Origin of the sequence: Halopseudomonas pachastrellae (assembly GCF_900114765.1) — a bacterium.
Lineage (GTDB): Bacteria > Pseudomonadota > Gammaproteobacteria > Pseudomonadales > Pseudomonadaceae > Halopseudomonas > Halopseudomonas pachastrellae.
The window spans coordinates 17,406-38,456 of sequence record NZ_FOUD01000018.1 but is presented as its reverse complement, the minus strand read 5'-3'; the positions used below and the strand labels follow the sequence as shown (position 1 = coordinate 38,456).

The following is a 21,051-nucleotide window of genomic DNA, read 5'->3' as shown; positions in this document are numbered from 1 at the left end:
ATTGGCAAATTTTTAGTCGTAGTGCTGTTTCTGGGCGTGGTTACGGCGCTGTGTGGTGGTGTCTGGGGGTTTGTGACCCTGCAACGTGCGCTGCATCAGCCGCTGCAATTGAGCGAGCCCGAGACGCTGGTGGTGCAGCCGGGCAGCAGTCCGGCCCGGGTCTTTAGCGAACTTCAGCAGCAGGGTGTGCTGCACGACGCCGCCTGGTTGCGGCGTTACTGGCAGTGGCAGATGGAAGGCGCTGTGCTGCATGTTGGCGAATATCAGCTGCAGCCGGAAATGACTGCAGCAGAGCTGCTGCACATGATGGAGCGCGGCGAGGTGCTGCAGCGTTCGGTGACGCTGGTCGAAGGCTGGAACTTCCGTCAGGTACGTGCCGCACTGCGGGCTGCCGACAAGCTGGAACAAAGCCTTGATGCCGAGCTCAGCGATGCAGAGGTGATGACCTCCCTGGGTTTTGAGGGTGAGCACCCGGAAGGCCGCTTTTTCCCTGACACCTATCAGTACACACTGGGTATGAGCGACCAGGATATTCTGCGTCGTGCCCACGAGCGCATGGCGTCAGTGCTTGCCGAGGTCTGGGAGGCGCGCGCCGACAATCTGCCGATCAACTCTCCCTATGAGGCGCTGATTCTGGCTTCCATTGTTGAAAGGGAAACCGGCGTTCCTTCCGAGCGCGGCCAGATTGCCGGGGTGTTCACCCGTCGCTTGCAAATTGGCATGCGCCTGCAAACCGATCCTACCGTGATCTACGGCATGGGGGCTGACTATCAGGGCAAGATCCGCCGTCGCCATCTGCAGCAAGCTACGCCCTACAACACCTATGTCATCGACGGCCTGCCGCCGACGCCGATTGCCATGCCCGGACGCGGCGCGCTTGAAGCCGCCGTTAACCCGGAGCCCGGCAAGAGTCTCTATTTTGTCGCCAAGGGCGACGGCTCCCATGTGTTTTCCAATTCGCTCAACGAGCACAACCGGGCGGTGCGTGCCTATCAGTTGCAGCGTCGCAGCGACTATCGCTCCAGTCCGGCGCCGGAGACCGCCCAATGAGTGGTGTCTTCGTCACCCTGGAAGGTCCTGAGGGCGCCGGTAAGTCGACCAACCTCGCTTATATTGCCGATGCGTTGCGCGCGGCAGGCTGTGAGCCGCTGCTGACCCGCGAGCCGGGCGGCACGCCGATCGCTGAACAAATGCGCGGGCTGCTGCTGGCCCATCATGAAGAACCCATGGACGATGACGCCGAGCTGTTGCTGGTGTTCGCCGCCCGCGCGCAGCATCTCAATCGTGTCATTCGTCCGGCCCTGGCGGCGGGACGCGTGGTCATCAGTGACCGCTTTACCGACGCCACCTATGCCTATCAGGGCGGCGGGCGGGGGATCGATCCGGCGCGCATTGCCGAGCTGGAGCAGTGGACCCAGGGTGCGCTGCGTCCCGACCTGACGCTGGTGCTTGATGTGCCGGTTGAGGTTGGCATGCAGCGGGCCCGCGCACGTAGCGCGCTGGACCGCTTTGAGAGCGAGCAGCAGGCATTTTTCGAGGCTGTGCGTAGTACCTATCTGGGGCGCGCGGCGCAGGCGCCTGAACGTTATGTCGTGGTGGACGCCAGCGCGGAGCTTGAGCAGGTACAGCTGCGTTTGCAGCCCTTTGTCAGTCAGGTACTGGAGCGCTGGCGTGGTTGATTCGACAACCGCCATGCCCTGGCATCAGGGCACCTGGCAGGCGCTGGTTACGCAGTCGCACTTTGCCCATGCCTATCTGTTTACCGGGCCCTCCGGCGCCGGCAAGCGCGCGTTTGCGACTGCTTTTGCTGCCTGGCTGATGTGTGATCAGCCGGCTGGCGGCCAGGCTTGTCAGCAGTGCCGTAGCTGTCTGTTGCGCCAGGCCGGCAGCCACCCCGATTTGCTCAGCATTGCGCCAGAGGAGCAGGGCAAGGCGATTCGCGTCGATGCCATTCGCCAGCTGGTCGACTTTATTGCCCAGACCGCGCAGCAGGGCGGCCGCAAGGTGGTGTTGCTGCATCCTGCCGAGGCAATGAACCAGAACGCCGCCAATGCGCTGCTCAAATCCTTGGAGGAGCCGACGGCTGATACCTATCTGCTGTTGATCAGTGATCAGCCCAGCCGCCTGCTGCCGACCATTCGCAGTCGCTGCCGGGTACAGCCGCTGGGTGCGCCAGATCAGCAACAGGCGTTGGCCTGGCTTGCCGGAGAGTTACCTGATTGCAGTGCCGAACAGCAACGCTTGCTGCTGCAGATGGCGGGCGGTGCGCCTTTGCGCGCTGTGGCGCTGCAGCAGATGGATGCCCTGGCGCTGCGTGACAAGGTTGTAGAGGGCGTCAAGGCGCTGCTCAAGGGCCAGATATCTGGGCCGCGCCTGTGCGAGCAGTGGAACGCGGTGCCGGTGGAGCTGTTGCTTGACTGGTTTGCCGACTGGACACTGGATTTGCTCAAGCTGCAGCAGCAGGCTCAGGACGCCGCCAGCAATGCCGACATGGATAAGGTGCTGGGTTACATGGCGCAACGTGTGCAGCCGCTGGCGCTGCTACACTGGCAAGAGTGGTTGCTGGCACATCGCCGCCAATTCGATAACAAAGCGAACCTTAATCGCCAACTGTTTCTGGAAAAGCTGCTCGCAGAGTGGAAAACGCTGGCTGAAAGGCGGTAACCTTCCAGCCATTGCCTGATACCAAAAAGGAATAACAGATGACCACCCCTGCTGCTCCGGGTCCGCGTAACGGCATTCTGTCGCTGACCATCAAGGACAAGTCTGTGCTTTACGCGGCGTATATGCCGTTTGTAAAGCACGGTGGGCTGTTTATCCCGACCAACAAAAGTTATCACCTGGGCGACGAAGTCTTCATGCTGCTCAACCTGATGGAAGAGCCGGAGAAGATTCCGGTAGCCGGTAAGGTTATCTGGGTTACCCCCAAGGGCGCCCAGGGCAACCGCGCTGCCGGTATTGGCGTGCAGTTCAGTGATCAGGACAACACTGCCCGCAGCAAGATCGAAACTTATCTGGCCGGCGCACTGCAGTCCGACCGCCCGACCCACACCATGTAGTTGTTATGCTGATTGACTCGCACTGCCACCTTGATCGTCTGGACCTGACCCCCTACAACGGATCCCTTGATGCCCTGCTTGATGCCGCCAGAGCGCGTGGCGTCGGCAAGTTTCTGTGCATCGGTGTGGACGCCAATAACGCAGCCGCTGTACAGCAGCTCGCCGATACGCACGCGGATGTCTATTGCAGCGTGGGCGTGCATCCGCTGGACCTGAAAGACGGCCGCCATACCGACCTGGACTGGCTGCTGAATGCGCTGGCGCATCCGCGTACTGTCGCCATCGGTGAGACCGGGCTGGATTACCACTATGAACCGGAGCTGGCCGAGCAGCAGAAGGCGTCCTTCGCCATTCACCTGCAGGCTGCTCGCAAGACCGGCAAGCCGGTCGTGATTCATACCCGTGCAGCTCGCCAGGATACCCTGGACATGCTGCGTGAAGCGGACCTGGCCAACGCCGGTGTACTGCATTGCTTCACTGAAGACTGGCCCATGGCCCGAGCCGCGCTGGATATGGGCTACTACATTTCACTCTCGGGCATTGTTACCTTCCGCAATGCCGAGGCGCTGCGTGAGGTAGCCCGGCAGGTGCCGGCGGATCGTCTGCTGGTTGAAACCGACTCCCCCTATCTAGCCCCGGTACCGCACCGCGGCAAGCCCAACGAGCCGCAGTACGTCTGCGAGGTGGCGGCGTTTCTCGCCGAACTGCGTGGCGAAACCCTCGAGCAACTGCAGCAGCAGACGACGGATAACTTCCATCGGCTGTTTCCGCTGGCGGTTGGTTGAGCGCAAAGCCCATTCTCGATTGGCGAGGTCGTGCGCCGCTAGGTGAGCGTTTCCCGCATTGCGCTGTTATTGGGCTAGTCTTTCGCCTTCACGGCGAGCTAAGGGGGCCGCTTGCCCGGCCCCCTTAGCGATCCCCCGGGCACCCGACTACGCGGCCCTTCGGGTTCGCTGCGTTGCTCGGGCTAACGGGGAGACCTCGCCGGCCACTCAAAAACTCGTCGCTACGCTCCTCAGACATCCTATGACTCTTTTTCCCGTCAGCCTTGCGCTACTCGCCCGCGTAAACGGGACGAAACCCGGTGCACAGTCCGCCGTTTGGGCATTCGGTAAAGCGCCTTGAGTAACACCCTGTCGAGTTTTCCAGGTAACCTGAGAAGGCAAAAAAAACCCGAATTCTGGGGGATGAATTCGGGCCAAGACCATTAGGAGTGATACAGAGGCAGGACAGAGCCCGCCCGCTCAGGAACGACACTTGGGGGGTATGTCGTTCCTGATAGCTTCAGTATTGTCGAAATTGTCTGGCTTTCCACTGCGCTTTGCCGCTTTTATAAACTGATTTGGAATACGCTCGCCTCAGCTTATCGTGAAGGGTTGTTATCGCTTGTTTGGGTGATCAACTCGGCCAATTGAGCCAAAGCGCTCTCCAGTGTCGACTGGGGCGTATAGAAGTGCGGCGACCAGCGAATGCCGCCACCGCGTAGCGCACAGACGACCCCCCGATCCATCAATGCCTTGTGCAGCGCCTTGTGGTCCTGGCCAGCAACGGCAAAGGTGATGATGCCCGAGCGGCGCCCGGCGCGCAGGTCGCTCAGCACCTTGACCCCAGGCAAGGCCTGCAGGCGCTCAGCCAGCAAACAGACGCGCGCGTCCAGTTGGGCGGCAACCCAGTTCATATCGGCCTCGAGCAGTAGCGACAGGCTGGCCGACATGGCCTGCTGCGCCAGGGTGTTCGGGCTGCCAGCCTCAAATCGGCGGGCTGAGCGGGCAGGGCGCCAGTCGACGCGGTCGTAGTCGCCGATAGCATCGACCATATGCCAGCCATGCTGTGTGAGCTGTAGCTGGTCGCGTACGCGGGCATGGCAGAAAAATACGCCCAGCCCCTCGGGCGCCAGCAGCCACTTGTGGCCGTCGGCCATGGCAAAATCGCAATCGATCTGCTGAACGTCAAAAGGTTGGGCGCCCAGTGTCTGAATGGCGTCAACGCAGAACAGCACGCCGCGTTCCCGGCAGGCGTTGCCCAGACGCGGCAGGTCCAGCCGCAGGCCGGTGCCGTACTGCACCGAGCTGATACTCAGCAGGCGGGTGCCTGGTCCCATGGCGTCGATCAGCGCCTGCTCGGGTTCCGCGCCCAGCTCGACGGCGACTACTTCAACGCCTCGCTCGGCGAGGGCTTCCCAGGGCAGGCGGTTGGACGGGAACTCCTGATTGCTGATGATGACCTGATCGCCAACCTGCCAGTCCACGCCCTGGGCAACAAACGACAGTGCCTCGGAGGTGTTCTTGACCAGTGCAATGTCGTCGCTGTGCAGCGCGTTGAGCAGGGTACGCAGCTGGTCGCGCAGTGTCCTTTCGGCGCGGCTCCAGCGCGGATAGTCCTGCGCACCCTGTTGCAGGTTCTCGCTGGCAAAGGCGCTGACCGCATCAGCCGCCCGTTTGGGCCAAGGCGCGACGGCGGCATGGTTGAGATAGCAAAGGCCGTTTGCCTGCGGAAATTCTGCTTGCCAGCGGTGGTTGTCGATCATGCGGGGCTCCGGGTGTCATTTCTGCCAATGTTCGGACTCTTGGCACCAAGGGGCTTTCCAGGTCCGCCAAATGGCCTTGTAGAGCACATTTAGACACAGTTGAACTGGATAGTCAGCTTGTAAGCAAATATGGGCACAGGGTCATCACTTTGGCATAATGATGCACTTTGCCAAATTGAATCCGGGTAGCTTAATGCAGAAAGAGTCACGAAAAGTCCGCGAATTTCGTCGTCGCGAACAGGAAATTCTGGATAGTGCCCTGCGCCTGTTTTTGGAGCAGGGCGAAGACAGCGTCACGGTGGAGATGATCGCCGACGAAGTCGGTATTGGCAAAGGCACCATCTACAAGCATTTCAAATCCAAGGCCGAGATTTATCTGCGCCTGATGCTGGATTACGAGCGCGACCTTGCCGAGATGATGCATTCCGAAGCTATCGAGCGTGATAATGCCGCACTGCCGCGGGACTATTTTGAATTTCGCATGAGCGATCCGGAGCGCTATCGCCTGTTTGACCGGCTGGAAGAAAAGGTCGTCAAGTCTAACCAGCTGCCGTCTATGGTCGAGGAGCTGCACCAGATCCGCACCTCCAACTTCAATCATGTAACCGGCATGATCCAGTCGCGTATTGATGACGGTAAGCTCGAAGACGTCCCCGCCTATTTTCACTACTGTGCAGCCTGGGCGCTGGTGCATGGCGCCATGGCCATGTATCACTCGCCGTTCTGGCAGGATGTCATCAAGGATCAGGAGGGCTACATGCAGTTCCTGATGGATGTGGGCGTGCGTATGGGTAACCGCTTCAAGCGGCGCAAGGAATCCGAGGCCGCCGACCCCTCCTGAACTCGCGGCCCGGGCGACAGTCTGAGCTTTCGGAGCCCACGACAGGAGTCGCCCCGTGCCCTTTATCCGCAGTTTTTTGACCGGCGCCGCTTGCGCCGGTTTGCTGTTTTCGACGTCGCTGTCTGCGCGCGAGTACAGCTACAGTGACGCCCACCTGCATTTCGTTGATTTCTTCCAGGAAAGTGCCGGGCTGTACAGCTTGATCGAGGCCATGGATGAGGCCAATGTCGAGCATGTCATGCTGTCCGGGATTCCGGTTGCCAAGCAATGGCATGAAAACGAGCCCAAGCGGCCGCGCTACTATGCCGGTGACGATGGCAGTGCCTACTGGTTTAGCGCCACCGACATGCTGATTGCCAAGGCGCTGGAGCAGGTGCCGGCCGATCAGCGTCACCGTTTCCATCCTTTCCTCTCCGGCTTTAACCCCAACGACAAGAACGCCGATGCGCACATCCGCCGCATGCTGGAGTTGTATCCGGGCGTGTGGCAAGGGTTGGGGGAAGTCTTCACTCGTCATGACACCCTGACCGCGCTGATTCACGGCGAGGCGCCGCGTGCCAACAGCGAGGCGATGAACCGGGTGTATGACCTGGCCGAAGAGTTTGATCTGCCGGTGATGGTGCACAGCAATGTCACCTCCTGGCGTGAGCGCAATCCGCTGTATCTGCAGGAGATCGAAGAGCCGCTGCGTAATCACCCAGGCGTTCGGATTATCTGGGCCCATGCCGGCACGAGCATGGAGATTCATCGTCATCAGGATCGTCTGGAGTTCTTGCTGCCCACGTTGCGGCGCATGCTGACGGCTTACCCGAACCTGTATATCGACATGTCCTGGACGGTACGCGAGCCTTATTTGCTGAACGCAGAGGGCGAGCCGGATCCGGAGTGGGTGCAATTGGTTGAGGACTTTCCGAGTCGTTTCATGCTCGGCTCCGACGTGGTCGGTCGCTTCGACAGCCTGGGCAAGTATATGAGCGGGTTTGATCCGTTTCTTGATGCTCTAAGCGAGGACGTGGCGCAAGCGGTTGCTCTGGACAACTTCCTGGCGGTGTTGCCCCGCGCGCAAAGCGAAGACTGAACGGCCCCGCTGGTGACGGGGCCGTTGTTGGGGTTACCGTGCTGCCGGCAACGTCAGTGGTGGCGCCTGCCAGTAGGCGCAGTTGTGGTAGCCCAGGAAGCTGAGCGCGCTGGCGCTGCTGGCGTTGGGCACATCCAGCACCTGCAGGTTGCCGGTAGCGGCCTGGGCCCAGCTGGCAGCAACGCCGTCGGTGGTGTTGGGGTCGCCGGTCTTGGCGAACTGTGTCCAGTAGTCGACCATTTCCTCGGACAGGCTCAGCAGGTCTGCCGTATCGCCGGCATAGCGCGCTTGCATGACGGTATCCCCGTAGAGCAGGTACGGAATCTCGCCGGCATGGGTTGCACCCATCGGAAAGCTCACCGCAACCGGCGGTACCAGTGTCCAGGGCGCGTCTTCATCGCGGAACCAGTACTGAAAGGTATTCATGCTGGCGCCCGCGAAGGTGCCGGCATGCACGTAGGCGTTGCAGGCAAACATGAAGTCGGTCCAGATCGCCGATAGTGCTGCTTCAAAGGGCTTGGCGCTGCCGGCCACCCGGGCCAGATAGTCGGTCGCAATCTGATCGGCGTCGTAGGGCACGCTGGCCTGGTAAGGCTGGAAGAAGGCGTCGACGCGGCTGCGGTACTCGGCTTCGTCGTCAATCGGGTTGCCGCCAACCTCGTCCAGCGCTACGAACAGGGTGCCTTCATTCTGGTTGCTGCCGATCAGCACATCCAGACTGTCATTGAAGCTGCCATCGTTCAGTGCCTGCATGATCGACTTGGGCAGCAGGTCGGAGTCCGGGTCGACGGTGGGCATCGATTGTGACCCCTGGGCGGCCAGTAGACTGGACACCGGCAGGGCGCGCAGGCAGTCGGCGGCGGTATCCGGGTCGGTACAGCCCAAAGCGTTGGCGACGCCCACGCCGCCGGCTTGGGCCGCAGCCTTGGGCACCTGGAAGGGGGCGTAGGAACCACTCTGTACGATGGCGCGCTGGAACAAGCCCTCGGTTTCTGCCCGCGGCGAGACGATGTGGCTCATGACGCTGTGTCCGCCGGCCGACTCACCAAAAAGGGTGACGTTGTCGGAATCTCCACCGAAGGCTTCGATGTTCTGTTTCACCCAGCGCATCGCTTGCTGCTGGTCCATCAGGCCGAAGTTGCCGCCATTGGACGCGAGTGAGGGGTGGGCAAGAAAGCCCAGGTTCCCCAGGCGATAGTTGAGGGTAACCACCACCACATCTTCTGCTGCCAGGCGGGTCGGATCATACTCGTCACCGCCGTTGCCAAAGACAAAGGCGCCGCCGTGAATCCACACCATCACCGGCAGGTCCTTGGCGTCGGTTGGTGTGTACACGTTGAGGTACAGGCAGTCTTCGTCGCCGGCTGCCGCGCCGGTGGTGATGTTGCTCTGCGGACAGATATTGCCGAAATCCTCGGATAAGGTCAGCGTACCGTTACGCGCTTCGGGTGGCTCGGGCGGTGCAAAGCGCAGCTCGCCGACCGGGGGCTTGGCGTAGGGAATGGCGCGAAAGATACGCAGGTTGTCTGTCTTGATGCCGAGCACCTGGCCTTCACTGGTGCTCACGGCCAGCGGGTCGGGCGTGGTGTCATCGCTACCACCGCCGCCACTGGAGAGGCAGCCGGCCAGTGATAGGGTGGCTATCGCCAGGCTAAGGGTCTTGAATAGGGGGAGCCCGTCCGGGCGCGGGAAAGCAGCTTTCATTATTGTTGTCCTGTGCTTGGAAAAGGTCGGGGCAATTGGTCAGGTTGTGTCGTGATGGAGCAAAAGCCGCGACTGGCACGGAGACTATATGTGAAGTGCGTCACGCCGGGCTAAACACGTCCGGGTGGTTTGAATCGACAGGTTTGACCGCTATGATGAGCGGTTTTGTCGTTTGCAGTGCCATAAGAAAGAGATGCCCTGATGATGCAAGAAGCCTTTCCTGTCAGTTACATAGAGCCGGTTTTTCGTCCGCCAAGTGAGGCGCATTCGCTGATCCTGCCGGTGACCAACGGCTGCTCCTGGAACAAGTGCACCTTTTGCGAGATGTATACGGCACCACAGAAAAAGTTTCGTGCCCGTGACGAGGCCGAGGTGCTGGAAGAAATTCGCAAGGTAGGGGAGCGCTACATTGTGCAGCGCATATTCCTTGCCGACGGCGACGCCATGGTGCTGCCGACCCATCGGCTGATGCGCATCCTGCAGGCAATTGCCGAGCACATTCCCAGCGTCGAGCGCGTAACCTCCTACTGCCTGCCGCGCAATCTCAAGCGCAAGTCGGTCGAGGAGTTGCGCGAGTTGCGTGATGCCGGGTTAGCGATGCTCTATGTGGGCGCCGAGTCAGGCGATGACGAGGTGCTGGAGCGGGTCAACAAGGGCGAAAGCTATGCCTCCACCGCTGACGCTCTGCACAAGGCTGGCGAAGCGGGACTGAAGCGCTCGGTGATGATTCTTAACGGTTTGGGCGGCAGCAGTTTAAGCGACCAGCACGCTGACAACTCGGCTCGTCTGGTGAATGAAACCCAGCCCGAGTTTGTCTCCACCCTGGTTGTCAGCTTCCCTCAGGGCATGGAGCGTTTTCAGACCCGGTATCCGGATTTTACCCCGCTGACCCAGGAACAGCTGTTCCATGAACTGCAGCGTTTTGTCGGTGCGCTGGAGCTGGACAACACTACCTTTCGCAGCGACCATGCATCCAATGCGCTGGTGCTCAAGGGCGAGCTGGGCCGCGACAAGGCGCAGCTGTTGGGGCAGATTGAACAGGCGATCGCCCGTCCGCAATCGGCGGGTCTGCGGCCAGAGTGGATGCGTGGTCTCTAGTTGATAACCGAGGGCAGGTCACATGCGCACGTTGTTGATTGTATTGGGAATGCTGTCACTGGCGGGCTGTATGAAGCCATCGGACATGCAGCAGCAGGCCGGCTATTACATGGGCGATGCGGGCCTGCTCAACCACTATCGCATTGAGCGCAGCAGTACCTGGGTGCTGCAGTCCGACTCCAAGCTCTACATCGCCCAGGGGCATTTTCTGCCGATTGGCGAACCCTACGCCCGGCCGAATGTCGTAGCAGAAGAGGCGTTTGCTGCTGCGGTTGAGGTCTTTCCGGTGGTACGTCGCTCACCCCAGCCGTTGGGGCTGGAGGAAGCACTGGCCGAGGCCGGCAGTTTTGGCTACGACTACCTGCTCTACACCCGATTTGCCGCCGCCGAAGACGCAGTCGGTAGCCGGGAGGAGTGGGAAACCTCGGAGCAGTGGGGCGATGTTGGTCGCGACCGCGGCGTGCTGCAGCTGATGCTGCTTGAAGTGGGCTCTCGTCATCTGGTCGACTATGCCCGCATCGAGATCCGTGGCGGTTTTCTGCATTTTTACAACGCCTCGCCCGATGACCTGCTGCGGCCACCGCTGCAGGATTACACCCGGCAATTGCTGGGTCGGCACTGACAGGCTGGGCAGGGCGTTGCGCACTGCCGGTTTGCAGGGGCCGTCCGGCGAATCCAACAGGAGAGTTCATGTCCCGTCGTGCACCACCCCCGCAATCCCTTCTTGACAGCATTCCGCAGCGTGGCGCGCTACAACGCCGTGAGCCTGCTCCGGTAGAGCAGTGGGATACGCCACTGAGTGGCGAAATGGACATGCGTATCGCCCGCGACGGCACCTGGTATCACGAAGGTGACGCGATTGAGCGCAAGGCGCTGGCGCAGCTGTTTTCCAGCATTCTGCGACTGGACGCCGATGGCCGCTACTATCTGGTAACGCCGGTGGAGCGCTGGGGCATTCAGGTCGATGATGCGCCCTTTGTTGCCACTCGCCTGCGGGTTGAGGGGCAGGGCGAGCAGCAGCGGCTGCACTTCACCACTAACCTGGAAGATGACGTGACGCTGGACGCCGAGCATCCGCTGCGCGTGCAGGTCGACCCGGACACCCAGGAGCCAGCGCCCTACATTCTGGTGCGCGGCAATCTCGAAGCGCTGATCGGGCGAAACGTGTTTTACGAGCTGGCCGAGCTGGCGGTAGAGCATGAGCAGCAGGGCACTGACCGCACCGGCGTCTGGAGCTGTGGCCAGTTCTTTGCCCTGGACGGCAGCCAGACTAACTGAGCGCGTTCTGTACCCGCCTATCAAGCTCCCCTATATCCCCCAACAGGGGGGTGAATCCTCTCGGGTGACGTCTTCTAGCATCAGGGTCTGATTAGCCGACCGGAGCATGCGCCCATGGCGTACCTGATGGTGAACGACGTCCGCCTGCATTTCGAGCGTTACCCTCAGCCCGGCAAGCCGGTTCTGGTGCTGAGCCATTCTCTGTTCTTTGACTGGCGGATGTTTGAGCCGCTGATCGAACAGCTGCACCAGGACTTCGAGATGCTGGTCTACGACCACCGAGGGCAGGGGCTGAGCAGCTGCGCCGGCAATCTGGACATGGACACCCTGACCGAGGATGCACTTGCCCTGATCGACGCGCTGGAGCTCGCGCCCTGTTACTTCGCCGGCAATTCCATGGGGGGCTTTGTTGCCTTGCGGCTGGCGGCACGTTATCCGCAGAGACTGGCCGGCTGCATCGTGATGGGCAGCAGCGCCGATCTGGAACGGCAGCTGGCGGAATTCGAACCGCTGGTTGAGCAGTTGGCCCGCGACGGCGCAGCCGATCAGATCGACACCCTGATGTTCATCATGTTTGGTGACGACACCTTACGTAGCCCATCGCAGGCGGCGCTCTGTGCTCGCTGGCGGGCACGCATGCGCGAGCTGGGGCCCGGTATTGGCGAGGCGGCGCGCGGTGTCGTTCATCGGCGCTCGGTGTTGCCGGAGCTTGCCGGCCTGCGGGTGCCATTGCTGGTGTTGGCGGGCGAGCAGGACCATGCCTACAGCGTTGCCCAGTCACAGCAGATTATCGAGTACAGCGGCCAGGGCGACTGCCAGGTGGTTGCTGGCGCAGGACACTCGGTTGCCCTGGAACAACCCGGCCAGGTGGCCGAAGCCATTCGCCGTTTTGTCGGCAAAACGACCTGATCACTGCATGCCATCAGGTCTGCACAATAAAAACAATCACAGACGAGTAGCCCATGACACACCCGACAACCCGCGCCCTGCGCAATAGTCTGATCCTTCCCCTGTTTGCCCTTGCTGGCGCCGTGCAAGCCGCGCCAGTGGATACCGCAGCCATGCTGGCCAGCGAAACCGACGGTAGCCAATGGCTCAGCTACGATCGTACCTGGGCCCAACAGCGCTTCAGCCCGCTGAACCAGATCACCACCGAGAATGTCGAGCAACTGGGCCTGGCCTGGTCAATCGACCTGGACAACACCCGGGGGCTGGAGGCCACGCCCCTGTATCACGAGGGCGTGCTCTATACCTCGCTGTCATGGAGCCGGGTGATGGCGGTGGACGCCGACAGTGGCGAGATTCTCTGGAGCTTTGACCCGGGCGTAGACAAGGCGAAGGGGCGTTCGGCCTGTTGCGATGCGGTTAACCGCGGTGTCGCGCTCTGGCAAGGCAAGGTCTATGTCGGCACGCTGGATGGCCGCCTGATCGCGCTGGACGCCAAAACCGGCAAGCCGCTGTGGACCCAGCAGACCACCGATGACAGCAAGCCTTACACCATTACTGGCGCGCCCCGGGTACTTAAGGATCTGGTACTGATTGGCAACGGCGGCGCCGAGTTCGGCGTGCGAGGGTACTTTTCTGCCTACGACGCGGCGACGGGGGAGTTGCGCTGGCGCTTCTACACCGTGCCGGCGAATCCGGCCGATGGTCCGCAGGATAGCCCGGCTCTGGAGACCGCGCTCAAGACCTGGAGTGACCAGACGCGCTGGGACCTGGGCGGGGGCGGCACCGCATGGGACAGCATGGCCTATGACGCCGAGCTGAATCTGTTGTACGTCGGTACCGGCAATGGCTCGCCGTGGAACCGCGAAGTGCGCAGCCCGGGCGGCGGCGACAACCTGTATCTGTCGTCGATTCTGGCGCTGCGACCGAAAACCGGAGAGCTGGTCTGGCACTACCAGACTACCCCCGGGGACAGCTGGGACTACACCGCCACGCAGCAGTTGACCCTGGCAGAGCTGGAGATCGATGGCAAACCCCGTCAGGTCATCATGCAGGCCCCCAAGAACGGCTTTTTCTATGTGCTTGATCGCGCCACAGGCGAGCTGCTGTCGGCCGAAAAGTTCGGCAAGGTGACCTGGGCCGAGCGTATCGACATGGCGACCGGGCGCCCGGTTGAGGCCGCCAATGCGCGCTATGAAAATGAGCCTGCGCTTATCTGGCCAAGCCCGTTTGGTGCGCACAACTGGCACTCGATGTCCTATAGCCCGCTGACCGGGCTGGTTTACCTGCCGTATCAGGAAATCCCCGCGACCTACGCCAACGAGGGTGGCAACTTTGTCGTACGCAACGCCTTCAATACCGGGTCGGGCCTGGAAAACCGTTCGTTGCCGCGCGAGTATGCCACCGGCGCGCTGATCGCCTGGGACCCTGAAAAGCAGGCGCCAGCCTGGCGTGTGGAACGGCCCAATCACTGGAACGGCGGCACCCTGGTGACAGCCGGCAACCTGGTGTTTCAAGGCACCTCTGCCGGTCAGCTGGAGGCCTATACCGCGGATCAGGGCGAGCTGCTCTGGCAGTTCCCGACCCAGACCGGGGTCATCGCTGCGCCCATGACCTATCAGCACAATGGTCAGCAATATGTGGCCTTGATGGCAGGGTGGGGCGGTGCGGCGGCGCTGTTTGGCGGCGATGCGGCAGTGGCCACAGGCACGCGCAACGTTAGCCGCATGCTGGTGTTCAAGCTCGATGGCAAGGCGCAGCTTTCCACGCCTGCGCCGCTGCAGACGCCTGACCGGGTGCCGCAGCCGGTGGTCGCGGCCGCCAGCGACATTGAGCAGGGCGAGCTGAATTACGGCATTTACTGCACGGTCTGTCATGGTGTGGGTGCGGTCGGCGGTGGCACCATTCCTGATCTGCGCTATTCCAGTGATGCGGTGCGCGACGCCTGGGAGGCCATTGTTTTGCAGGGCGCCTTCCGTGGCAAAGGCATGGCCTCCTTTGCTGACAGCCTTTCAGCCGAGCAGGCTCAGCAGATCAAGCTCTACATCATGCAGCGCGAATACGAGAGCTGGGCGGACACGCAGAAGGAGCAGGCCCAATAGGCTGCCGGTGGTCAGACCGTGACCGGTTGCGCTAATTGAGTATTTACTCTAAACAAGGGCGTTCGTATGATGGGGTGACCGTGCTGGCAGGTCACCCCCCGGATTGCCCGGTGTTCCTGCTAGGCGCTTTGCCAATCCCCTGCTAGGGTTGTTGGTGCGAATAACAATAAAAAGGCTGCCTCAGGCAGCCCGTGCTCGGCATGGACTGACTTCATGAACAGGAATCGCGTAGCCTGGATTGCGCCGCAATCCGCCCCCGGGCAGAACTGGGGGAACGAACTGCCTTTGCTGTTGGCCACCAAGATATCCCCCCCACGCCGTGGTCGAGGCATTCTGCCCCGGCCCCGCCTTGAACACTACGCAGACCAGTTGCTGGAGCGTCGCCTCGCGGTGCTGGAGGCGCCCCCCGGATTTGGCAAAACAACCCTCGCAACCATCTGGGCAGAGCGCCTGAGTGCGTTGGGGCAGACTGTCGCCTGGCTGTCGCTGGACGCCGAGGATGACAGCGCCCAGCGGCTGCTGTACTACATCTGCGCGGCAATCAATAAAGTCTTGCCGGAGGTGGGACGGCGCTGCCTTGATCTGGGTGCCGAGCTCGGTTTTTTCAGCGCCGAAGCGCTCAGCTGTCTGCTGATTGATGAGCTTGCCAGGCAGCCGGTGCCATTGACCCTGTTCCTGGATGACTACCACTGCATAGACGACGCGGTGCTGGTGGAGGCGCTGCGCGTATTTGTGCAGCGCGCGCCTGAGCACGTGCACCTCGTGCTGGTGGGGCGCAAGGATCTGCCGGAGGCGATTGTCGAGCACCTGTATGCAGACGACCGCCTGGAGATCGGCAGCGCCATGCTGCGCTTTGAGCTGGAGGAAACCCGAGCCCTGTTTCGCAAGGGCGGTGTTCAGCCGGAGTTTGGCGGCGATATCTGTATCATCCAACAGGCATCAGACGGCTGGATCGCGGCCCTGCGGGCCTATCTGCTGACCCCCGCGCAGGGCACCGGGCGCCATTTGCCACGCAGCATCACCCACCTGTTCGATGACATTCTGGCCCAGTTGCCTGAGCGCTTGGCGCGCTGTCTGTGTGCGGTTGGCGTGCTCGACAAGTTCAGCGCCGGCTTGCTGCAGGTGCTGTTCGGCGAAGCGCAGGCCGATGAGTTGCTGCTGCTCATGCGCCGACGCCAGCTGTTCATCAATGTGCTGGATGATCACGATACTTGGTTCAGTCTGCATCCGCTGTTCCGTGAGCATTTGCGCACTGCCTGCCTGCGACATGACGAGGCGGCGGCACGCGAGCTGATGCTGCAGGCCGCGTGCTGGTTTGCCGAGCGACAACTCTGGTTTGATGCCATCAGGCTGGGCATGGACAGTGGTGATGTCGCACAGCTGCGTGAATGGATTCAGGATTGCGCCACCACACTCATCGAACAGGGTGATTTCAGCACCCTGGTTGTGCTGGAAAAGCGCTGGCAGATGCAGGCGAGCGACAGCCCGCTGCCGCTCAAAGTCACCCGCGCCTGGGCTATGGGCCTTGCGCTGGAGCACGGGCCAGCAATGCGGCTGACCCGGGAGCTGGAGGCGGAAATCGAGCAGCAGGGCGCTGGCGAAGAGTCCAGCGCTATCTATTGGGAAGTGCAGGCCATCAAGGCCATGCTCTGGGCGCTGGATGATCGCTATGCCCTGGCGGCGCCGCTGGCCCGCAAGTGCGTGGAGTCAGGCTGTTGCACCCAGTGGGCGGCGCACGTTTTGCTCAATGTAATTTGTGGCGCGCACATGCGCGCGTGCGAGTGGGATCAGCTGTACGCCTTGCCGCCCACCCAGCGCCGTAGTCAGGGCAATCGCGGTTACTTCCTGCATGAATGCTATCGCCAGTCACTGTATGGCCTGGCCGAGATGTATCAGGGCCGTATCGTGCAGGGAATCGCAGCGCTGGATGAGCTGCTGGAGCAGGCGGATAACCAGCGCGCTGCTGACTTGCGCCGGCCTAACCCGGTTTTGACGGCGTTACCTAAAGGCCTGGGCGCGTTTGGGCATTACCTGCTTGGTGATTATGCCGAGGCAGAAAACCTGTTGCAGGAGTGCCTGCCCTACATCAAAACGGGCAGCTTTATCGAATGCACGGCGCTGGCCTACACCGCACAGGTGCGCCTGCTGGCGCAGCAGGGACGTTTTGCTCAGGCCCGGCGCCTGCTGGATGATCTGGAGTCGCTTGCGCTGGCGCGGGATTGGCCGCGCCTGCAGGCGCGTGCGCTGCTTGAGCGGGTGCGTTTGCACCTGTTGGAGCGCAAGCCGCGCGAGGCTCAGGTGTGCTGCAACTTGTTGCAGCAACTCGCCAGCCTGGAATGGCCGGATCAGTGGGTCGACCGCGAGTACTTTGCGCTGCTCGCGCGCCTCTGGTTGGCGCTGGATGAGGACACCTGCGAGCCGGATCTGCTGGAGCAGGCGTCCACGCTGCTGGAGCGCCTGAAAGCGTCGGGCATCTGGCTTCATTACCTTGAGCTGGGAGCCGTCACCGGCTTGCTGCTCAGCCGCGAACAAGGCGCCAGCGCGGCGCTTACGTTGCTCTCGTCAGTGCTGGATTTGCTGGAGCGCAGCGGCGCTACCAGCCTGCTGACCGACCTGCCAACCCAGGATACCTGCGCGCTGCTGGCGCGTTTGTGCCCGCCGACGCTGCAGCAGCGGGCCGCCAACCTGCTGGGCATTGATGCTGCGACACAGGGCGAGCACTGCAGTGAGGCGCTGCTGGCGCTCACGGTCAAGGAGCGCCAGGTTGTGCAGCTGGTGGCGGAGGGCAAGTCGAACAAGCAGATTGCCCGCGACCTGAGCGTAACTCCCGAGACCATCAAATCGCATATGAAAAGCATCTTCGCCAAGCTCAAGGTCGATAACCGTGCACAGGCCGCGGTGATGTTGCAGCAGGCGTAGCGGCTTGCGGCCGCAAGCCGCGAGCTTCAAGCCGCAAGCCGCAAGCCGCAAGCTTCAAGCGAAAAGCAAAAGCCAAGACCAAAATTCAAGACCAAAAGCCAAGACCAAAAGCAGGGCGGGGGAGTGGCGGAGATCGGCTTGCCGCTTGAAGCTTGCAGCTTGCCGCTAGAAAGAAGGCTCCCCCGTGCCGCCCGGAGCAGCGGAAACGGCAGGGGGAGCGCAGGGGGTTAGCGGATACCGGCGGCGCGCAGCGCGTTCGGGGTAAAGTCCGCTGAGGAGGCTTCAAAGCTGAAGTCGTAGTTCTTGCGTTCTTCGTTGGTCATGCCCAGCGCCATGTAGCGGCCGTTCTGCAGGTCGTACAGGGTTTCCAGTGCGTAGCCCGGGATCTTGAGGTCAAAGCGCTGAAGGGCAATCGCCTCGGCCACCCGCCACAGGCCGCCACGGCCATCGTAGTGGTCAATTTCGCCGGCTTGCCAGTTGTCTTCATCGATAAAGAAGTGGCGCTTGGCATAAACATGCCGCTGACCTTCCTTGAGCGTGGCTTCCACCTCCCACACGCGATGCACTTCGTAGCGCACCAGATCCTGATTGATGTGGCCCTGCTGGATGATGTCATCGTACTTCAGCTCACGCGAGGCGATGGCGAAGTTGTTATACGGGATCAGCAGCTCGCGTTTGCCGACCAGTTTCCAGTCGTAGCGGTCAGGTGAGCCGTTGTACAAATCGTAGTTATCCGACACGCGGGTGCCGTCGGCACTGAACGCCGGGCCGTCATAGGCAACCTGCGGGGCGCGGCGTACGCGGCGCTGGCCCGCGTTATACATCCAGGCGGCACGTGGCTCCTTGAACTGGTTGATGTTCTCGTGCACCAGCAGCACGTCACCGGCCAGACGCGATGGTGACAGGATACGCTGGGTGAAATAGAACATCAGGTTGTCGGAAATCTTCGGGCCGTAATCGGTCAGCGCGGTGGCAAAGCTGAAGGCGTCCTGCAGGATGACCATGGTGTTGGAGCCGTTGGCCTGCGGTGTGGCCTGGGCAATCACTCGCTCGAAGCTGCCGCCGCGGTAGCGGGTGATATGGTTCCAGATAACTTCAACGCCGCTCTGCGGGATGGGGAAGGGGTAGGCGGTATCAAAATTCTCCAGGCCGTTGCCCCCTTCGGCCAGGCGGGTGTTGACCGCGTTGCGCGCTACGGCATCGAACACCTCCTGGGGTACGGTGGCGCTGCGGTTGCTCTGGAATACACGCAGTTTGTAGGTGTCCGGATAGCGCTGCATCATGGCCTTCTGCCCTGCGGTCAGCAGCTCGGCGTACTGATCCATATTGGCCGCTGTCACGGTGTACAGCGGCTGCTCGCCGGCAAAGGGGTCGGCAAAGAAGCCATCGCCGTCAACGGCTGCAGCGTCGGTAGCCATGCCACCGGTCCATTCCGGAATGGTGCCGCTGGCGTTGCCAGCGCGCTCTGCGCCCATGGGCGTCAGGGTGGTTTGTAGTTTGGCGGCCTCCTCGGGGGAGACGGCAGCGCTGACCGACAGCGCCAGGGTGCTGAGCAGGGCACCGCCAAGCAGGTGCAGGGATCGTTTTTTCATTATTTTCATCGCTTGCTCCGTTTCTTATTAGAAGTTAACGCCGACGCTGAGGGCGACGAAGTCACGGTCGGTGTTGGGGTTGTAATCGCCACCGAAGAAGTTGGTGTAGTTGATGCTGGCGTTGTACTTGTTGTTGTACACGCCGGTCAGGCCGACACTGGCAGCCATCGAACCTTCGACGAAATTCGGCCCGGTACCATCTACGTCGTGGGAGAACGCGAAGCTGGGTTTGAGTGCAATGCCTGCGAAGCCGTCGTACTCCATGTTGACCAGTGCGCGGTAACCCCATGAGCTGCTGGTGTAGAAGCCGTCATAGGTACACTCGGACGGATCGGCAGCGTTCAGGCCCTCGCACACACCGGGCACCGCAAGTGGTCCGGAGCCGTAGAGCGAGTCGCGTCCGTAGCGAAGCTCGTTAATACCTTTCTTGATACCACTGACGTGGTTGTACCCGACCTCACCAATGACCGTCATGCTGCGCGCACCCCAGACGTTGTCGAAGATACGGATAGCGGTCACCTGAGCCTGGGTAACTGGCAGGCGCTTGTACCCTTGAATGACAGTGCCGGCCGGAATCGGTACCCCAAGAACCGCGCCTGGTACATGACCGCTGGTGGTGAGTGGTGTGGCGCTGTTGCCCAGCGCGGCGCCGGTCAGGTCGTTTGAGCTGATCTGTACTGGCTGGTTAGGGCGGTAGCTGACCTCACCGGACAAGGCGGTGCCGCCCAGGTTGGTCTGGAAGCTCATGCCATAGATGCGAATGTCCTCGGGATAGGCGAGAAAGTAGTTGCCCAATAGAGCCACATCAACTTGCCCGGTCTGAGAATTCGGTTCTGCTCCGATCACCGTCTGACCGCCACCTGAAATGGTGTTGTAGGTTGGTAGACGACTGTGAATGTTCATGAAATACAGACCGAATTCGGTCTGATGCAGTTGCTCGGCGTAGTAACGAAAGGAGACGCCAAACTGACCCTCGTCTTTGGCATCCACATCTCCAGCGCGTGGCACGTAGACGAACGTCGGGTCTCCGTTGGCACCGTTTTGACTGCCACCAACGCCGACCTGATAGCAGCCGTCAGCCAGGGTGTCGCTCGGTGAGAAGAAGGTGCCGCAGTTGTCGATAACGGTTTGATCCCACTCCAGCTGGTAGAAGGCTTCCATACCCAGATTGTCTGTCAGACTCTGGGACAGATAGAGCATGTTGACCGGAATCAGGCCTTCCTTGATTTCGGCACCTGGACGGCGGAAAGCAGCTACGTCAATCGGGTTGATGCTGTTGATGCCGTTCTGGATAAAGGTGCTTTCACCCCAGCTCACTACCTGCTTGCCGATGCGCACTGAGCCCGGCATGTCGCCAATTGAGTAGTTGTGATATAGGAAGGCATCAAGCAGCTGGACACCCGACCCTTTCGCGGCGGTTTTTCGGTTGTCATCGCTGATGTCGTACAGGTCTTGGTGGCCGTCTTTGAGCTCAAAGTCGTACCAATACTTGCCGCGCAGGAAAACCCCAGTGCTGCCGTATTGCAGCGAGAGGTCATGGATACCCTTGAAGATGGTCGAGAAGGCGTCACCCTTGTCGAAGTTGAGTCTATTGTCGTCTGTGTTGGCCGCGTTAGCGTTCCCGCCGCTGTTTGCCCAGATGAAGTCTTTGTCCGGGCTGGCAGTAGCCCAGCTTGAGCCTATTGAAATGCTGGAGTCGAATTGCCCCTCGACCTCGCCAATATCAAACCGTACGGCGTGGGCGGGCAGGGCGGCGGCCATGGCGATGGCGACGACCATGGGCTTGAGGCTGCTTTGCACGTTGGTTTTTGTTTTTATGCTTTTCATGTCTGTCCTCGCGTCGAGCGCTTGTTGTTATTGAGGAACCTCGCGGGCTGACAGCAGGCGCTGGCCGTCCATCAAACATCG

General features: G+C 61.3%; 17 protein-coding genes. 13 read left to right on the top strand and 4 right to left on the bottom strand.

The genetic code is table 11. The features are described 5' to 3' along the window. Genes mltG through BM116_RS14165 form a run of 5 tightly spaced genes read left to right on the top strand, consistent with a single transcriptional unit; the run spans position 1 to position 3,844 of the window. The gene (mltG, locus tag BM116_RS14185; protein WP_083726037.1) at positions 1-1,050 is read left to right on the top strand and encodes an endolytic transglycosylase MltG; all 1,050 of its coding nucleotides are present in this window, start codon (positions 1-3) and stop codon (positions 1,048-1,050) included. Continuing rightward, positions 1,047-1,679, top strand: a complete 633-nt coding sequence (tmk, locus tag BM116_RS14180) for a dTMP kinase (protein ID WP_083725906.1) — start codon at positions 1,047-1,049, stop codon at positions 1,677-1,679. Before mltG ends, tmk begins: the two co-directional genes overlap by 4 nt. Before the next feature lie 13 nt (positions 1,680-1,692). Further along, positions 1,693-2,664, top strand: a complete 972-nt coding sequence (locus BM116_RS14175; protein WP_083726034.1) for a DNA polymerase III subunit delta' — start codon at positions 1,693-1,695, stop codon at positions 2,662-2,664. A 38-nt stretch (positions 2,665-2,702) separates the two neighbouring features. Beyond that, positions 2,703-3,059 (top strand): PilZ domain-containing protein, encoded by a 357-nt coding sequence (locus tag BM116_RS14170; protein WP_083725904.1) that lies wholly within the window; start codon positions 2,703-2,705, stop codon positions 3,057-3,059. A gap of 5 nt (positions 3,060-3,064) precedes the next feature. Beyond that, positions 3,065-3,844, top strand: a complete 780-nt coding sequence (locus tag BM116_RS14165) for a TatD family hydrolase (RefSeq protein ID WP_083725902.1) — start codon at positions 3,065-3,067, stop codon at positions 3,842-3,844. A gap of 578 nt (positions 3,845-4,422) precedes the next feature. Here the strand turns inward: BM116_RS14165 and BM116_RS14160 are convergent. After that, on the bottom strand, positions 4,423-5,586 hold the full coding sequence (locus BM116_RS14160) for an aminotransferase class V-fold PLP-dependent enzyme (RefSeq protein WP_083725900.1): 1,164 nt from the start codon (positions 5,584-5,586) through the stop codon (positions 4,423-4,425). A gap of 193 nt (positions 5,587-5,779) precedes the next feature. Between BM116_RS14160 and BM116_RS14155 the strand changes: the two genes are divergently transcribed. Together BM116_RS14155 and BM116_RS14150 are read left to right on the top strand one after the other, a co-directional pair. Then, positions 5,780-6,427: a TetR/AcrR family transcriptional regulator gene (locus tag BM116_RS14155; RefSeq protein ID WP_083726032.1), complete on the top strand. Its 648-nt coding sequence runs from the start codon at positions 5,780-5,782 to the stop codon at positions 6,425-6,427. A 64-nt stretch (positions 6,428-6,491) separates the two neighbouring features. Further along, positions 6,492-7,505: an amidohydrolase family protein gene (locus BM116_RS14150; protein WP_235846772.1), complete on the top strand. Its 1,014-nt coding sequence runs from the start codon at positions 6,492-6,494 to the stop codon at positions 7,503-7,505. A 33-nt stretch (positions 7,506-7,538) separates the two neighbouring features. On the opposite strand, the gene BM116_RS14145 is transcribed toward BM116_RS14150, so the two are convergent. Continuing rightward, on the bottom strand, positions 7,539-9,209 hold the full coding sequence (locus tag BM116_RS14145; RefSeq protein WP_083725898.1) for a carboxylesterase/lipase family protein: 1,671 nt from the start codon (positions 9,207-9,209) through the stop codon (positions 7,539-7,541). Between the two features lie 201 nt (positions 9,210-9,410). Between BM116_RS14145 and BM116_RS14140 the strand changes: the two genes are divergently transcribed. The 6 genes from BM116_RS14140 (at position 9,411) to BM116_RS14115 (ending at position 17,551) form a co-directional block, all read left to right on the top strand. After that, entirely contained in the window at positions 9,411-10,307 is an 897-nt protein-coding gene (locus tag BM116_RS14140; protein WP_407920318.1) for a radical SAM protein, read from the top strand. A gap of 22 nt (positions 10,308-10,329) precedes the next feature. Then, complete coding sequence (locus BM116_RS14135; protein ID WP_083725896.1) at positions 10,330-10,929, top strand: DUF4823 domain-containing protein; 600 nt, start codon at positions 10,330-10,332, stop codon at positions 10,927-10,929. Positions 10,930-10,997: 68 nt separating this feature from the next. Further along, entirely contained in the window at positions 10,998-11,585 is a 588-nt protein-coding gene (locus tag BM116_RS14130; protein ID WP_083725894.1) for a DUF1285 domain-containing protein, read from the top strand. A 114-nt stretch (positions 11,586-11,699) separates the two neighbouring features. Further along, positions 11,700-12,494, top strand: coding sequence for an alpha/beta fold hydrolase (locus BM116_RS14125; protein ID WP_083725892.1), 795 nt, complete (start codon positions 11,700-11,702; stop codon positions 12,492-12,494). 53 nt (positions 12,495-12,547) lie between these two features. Next, on the top strand, positions 12,548-14,632 hold the full coding sequence (locus tag BM116_RS14120; protein ID WP_083725890.1) for a PQQ-dependent dehydrogenase, methanol/ethanol family: 2,085 nt from the start codon (positions 12,548-12,550) through the stop codon (positions 14,630-14,632). 213 nt (positions 14,633-14,845) lie between these two features. Further along, positions 14,846-17,551 (top strand): winged helix-turn-helix domain-containing protein, encoded by a 2,706-nt coding sequence (locus BM116_RS14115; RefSeq protein ID WP_083725888.1) that lies wholly within the window; start codon positions 14,846-14,848, stop codon positions 17,549-17,551. A 227-nt stretch (positions 17,552-17,778) separates the two neighbouring features. Here the strand turns inward: BM116_RS14115 and BM116_RS14110 are convergent, their stop codons facing one another. Continuing rightward, complete coding sequence (locus BM116_RS14110; RefSeq protein WP_083726026.1) at positions 17,779-19,143, bottom strand: DUF1329 domain-containing protein; 1,365 nt, start codon at positions 19,141-19,143, stop codon at positions 17,779-17,781. Positions 19,144-19,170: 27 nt separating this feature from the next. Further along, on the bottom strand, positions 19,171-20,970 hold the full coding sequence (locus tag BM116_RS14105; protein ID WP_083725886.1) for a DUF1302 domain-containing protein: 1,800 nt from the start codon (positions 20,968-20,970) through the stop codon (positions 19,171-19,173). Between the last annotated feature and the right edge of the window lie 81 nt (positions 20,971-21,051).

What these genes read in the sequence shown, in the direction of transcription:
- tmk (WP_083725906.1), top strand. Translation starts at nt 1,047, where the DNA reads ATGAGTGGTGTCTTCGTCACCCTGGAAGGTCCTGAGGGCGCCGGTAAG.
- BM116_RS14175 (WP_083726034.1), top strand. Translation starts at nt 1,693, where the DNA reads ATGCCCTGGCATCAGGGCACCTGGCAGGCGCTGGTTACGCAGTCGCAC.
- BM116_RS14170 (WP_083725904.1), top strand. Translation starts at nt 2,703, where the DNA reads ATGACCACCCCTGCTGCTCCGGGTCCGCGTAACGGCATTCTGTCGCTG.
- BM116_RS14165 (WP_083725902.1), top strand. Translation starts at nt 3,065, where the DNA reads ATGCTGATTGACTCGCACTGCCACCTTGATCGTCTGGACCTGACCCCC.
- BM116_RS14160 (WP_083725900.1), bottom strand. Translation starts at nt 5,586, where the DNA reads ATGATCGACAACCACCGCTGGCAAGCAGAATTTCCGCAGGCAAACGGC.
- BM116_RS14155 (WP_083726032.1), top strand. Translation starts at nt 5,780, where the DNA reads ATGCAGAAAGAGTCACGAAAAGTCCGCGAATTTCGTCGTCGCGAACAG.
- BM116_RS14145 (WP_083725898.1), bottom strand. Translation starts at nt 9,209, where the DNA reads ATGAAAGCTGCTTTCCCGCGCCCGGACGGGCTCCCCCTATTCAAGACC.
- BM116_RS14140 (WP_407920318.1), top strand. Translation starts at nt 9,411, where the DNA reads ATGATGCAAGAAGCCTTTCCTGTCAGTTACATAGAGCCGGTTTTTCGT.
- BM116_RS14135 (WP_083725896.1), top strand. Translation starts at nt 10,330, where the DNA reads ATGCGCACGTTGTTGATTGTATTGGGAATGCTGTCACTGGCGGGCTGT.
- BM116_RS14130 (WP_083725894.1), top strand. Translation starts at nt 10,998, where the DNA reads ATGTCCCGTCGTGCACCACCCCCGCAATCCCTTCTTGACAGCATTCCG.
- BM116_RS14125 (WP_083725892.1), top strand. Translation starts at nt 11,700, where the DNA reads ATGGCGTACCTGATGGTGAACGACGTCCGCCTGCATTTCGAGCGTTAC.
- BM116_RS14120 (WP_083725890.1), top strand. Translation starts at nt 12,548, where the DNA reads ATGACACACCCGACAACCCGCGCCCTGCGCAATAGTCTGATCCTTCCC.
- BM116_RS14115 (WP_083725888.1), top strand. Translation starts at nt 14,846, where the DNA reads ATGAACAGGAATCGCGTAGCCTGGATTGCGCCGCAATCCGCCCCCGGG.
- BM116_RS14110 (WP_083726026.1), bottom strand. Translation starts at nt 19,143, where the DNA reads ATGAAAAAACGATCCCTGCACCTGCTTGGCGGTGCCCTGCTCAGCACC.
- BM116_RS14105 (WP_083725886.1), bottom strand. Translation starts at nt 20,970, where the DNA reads ATGAAAAGCATAAAAACAAAAACCAACGTGCAAAGCAGCCTCAAGCCC.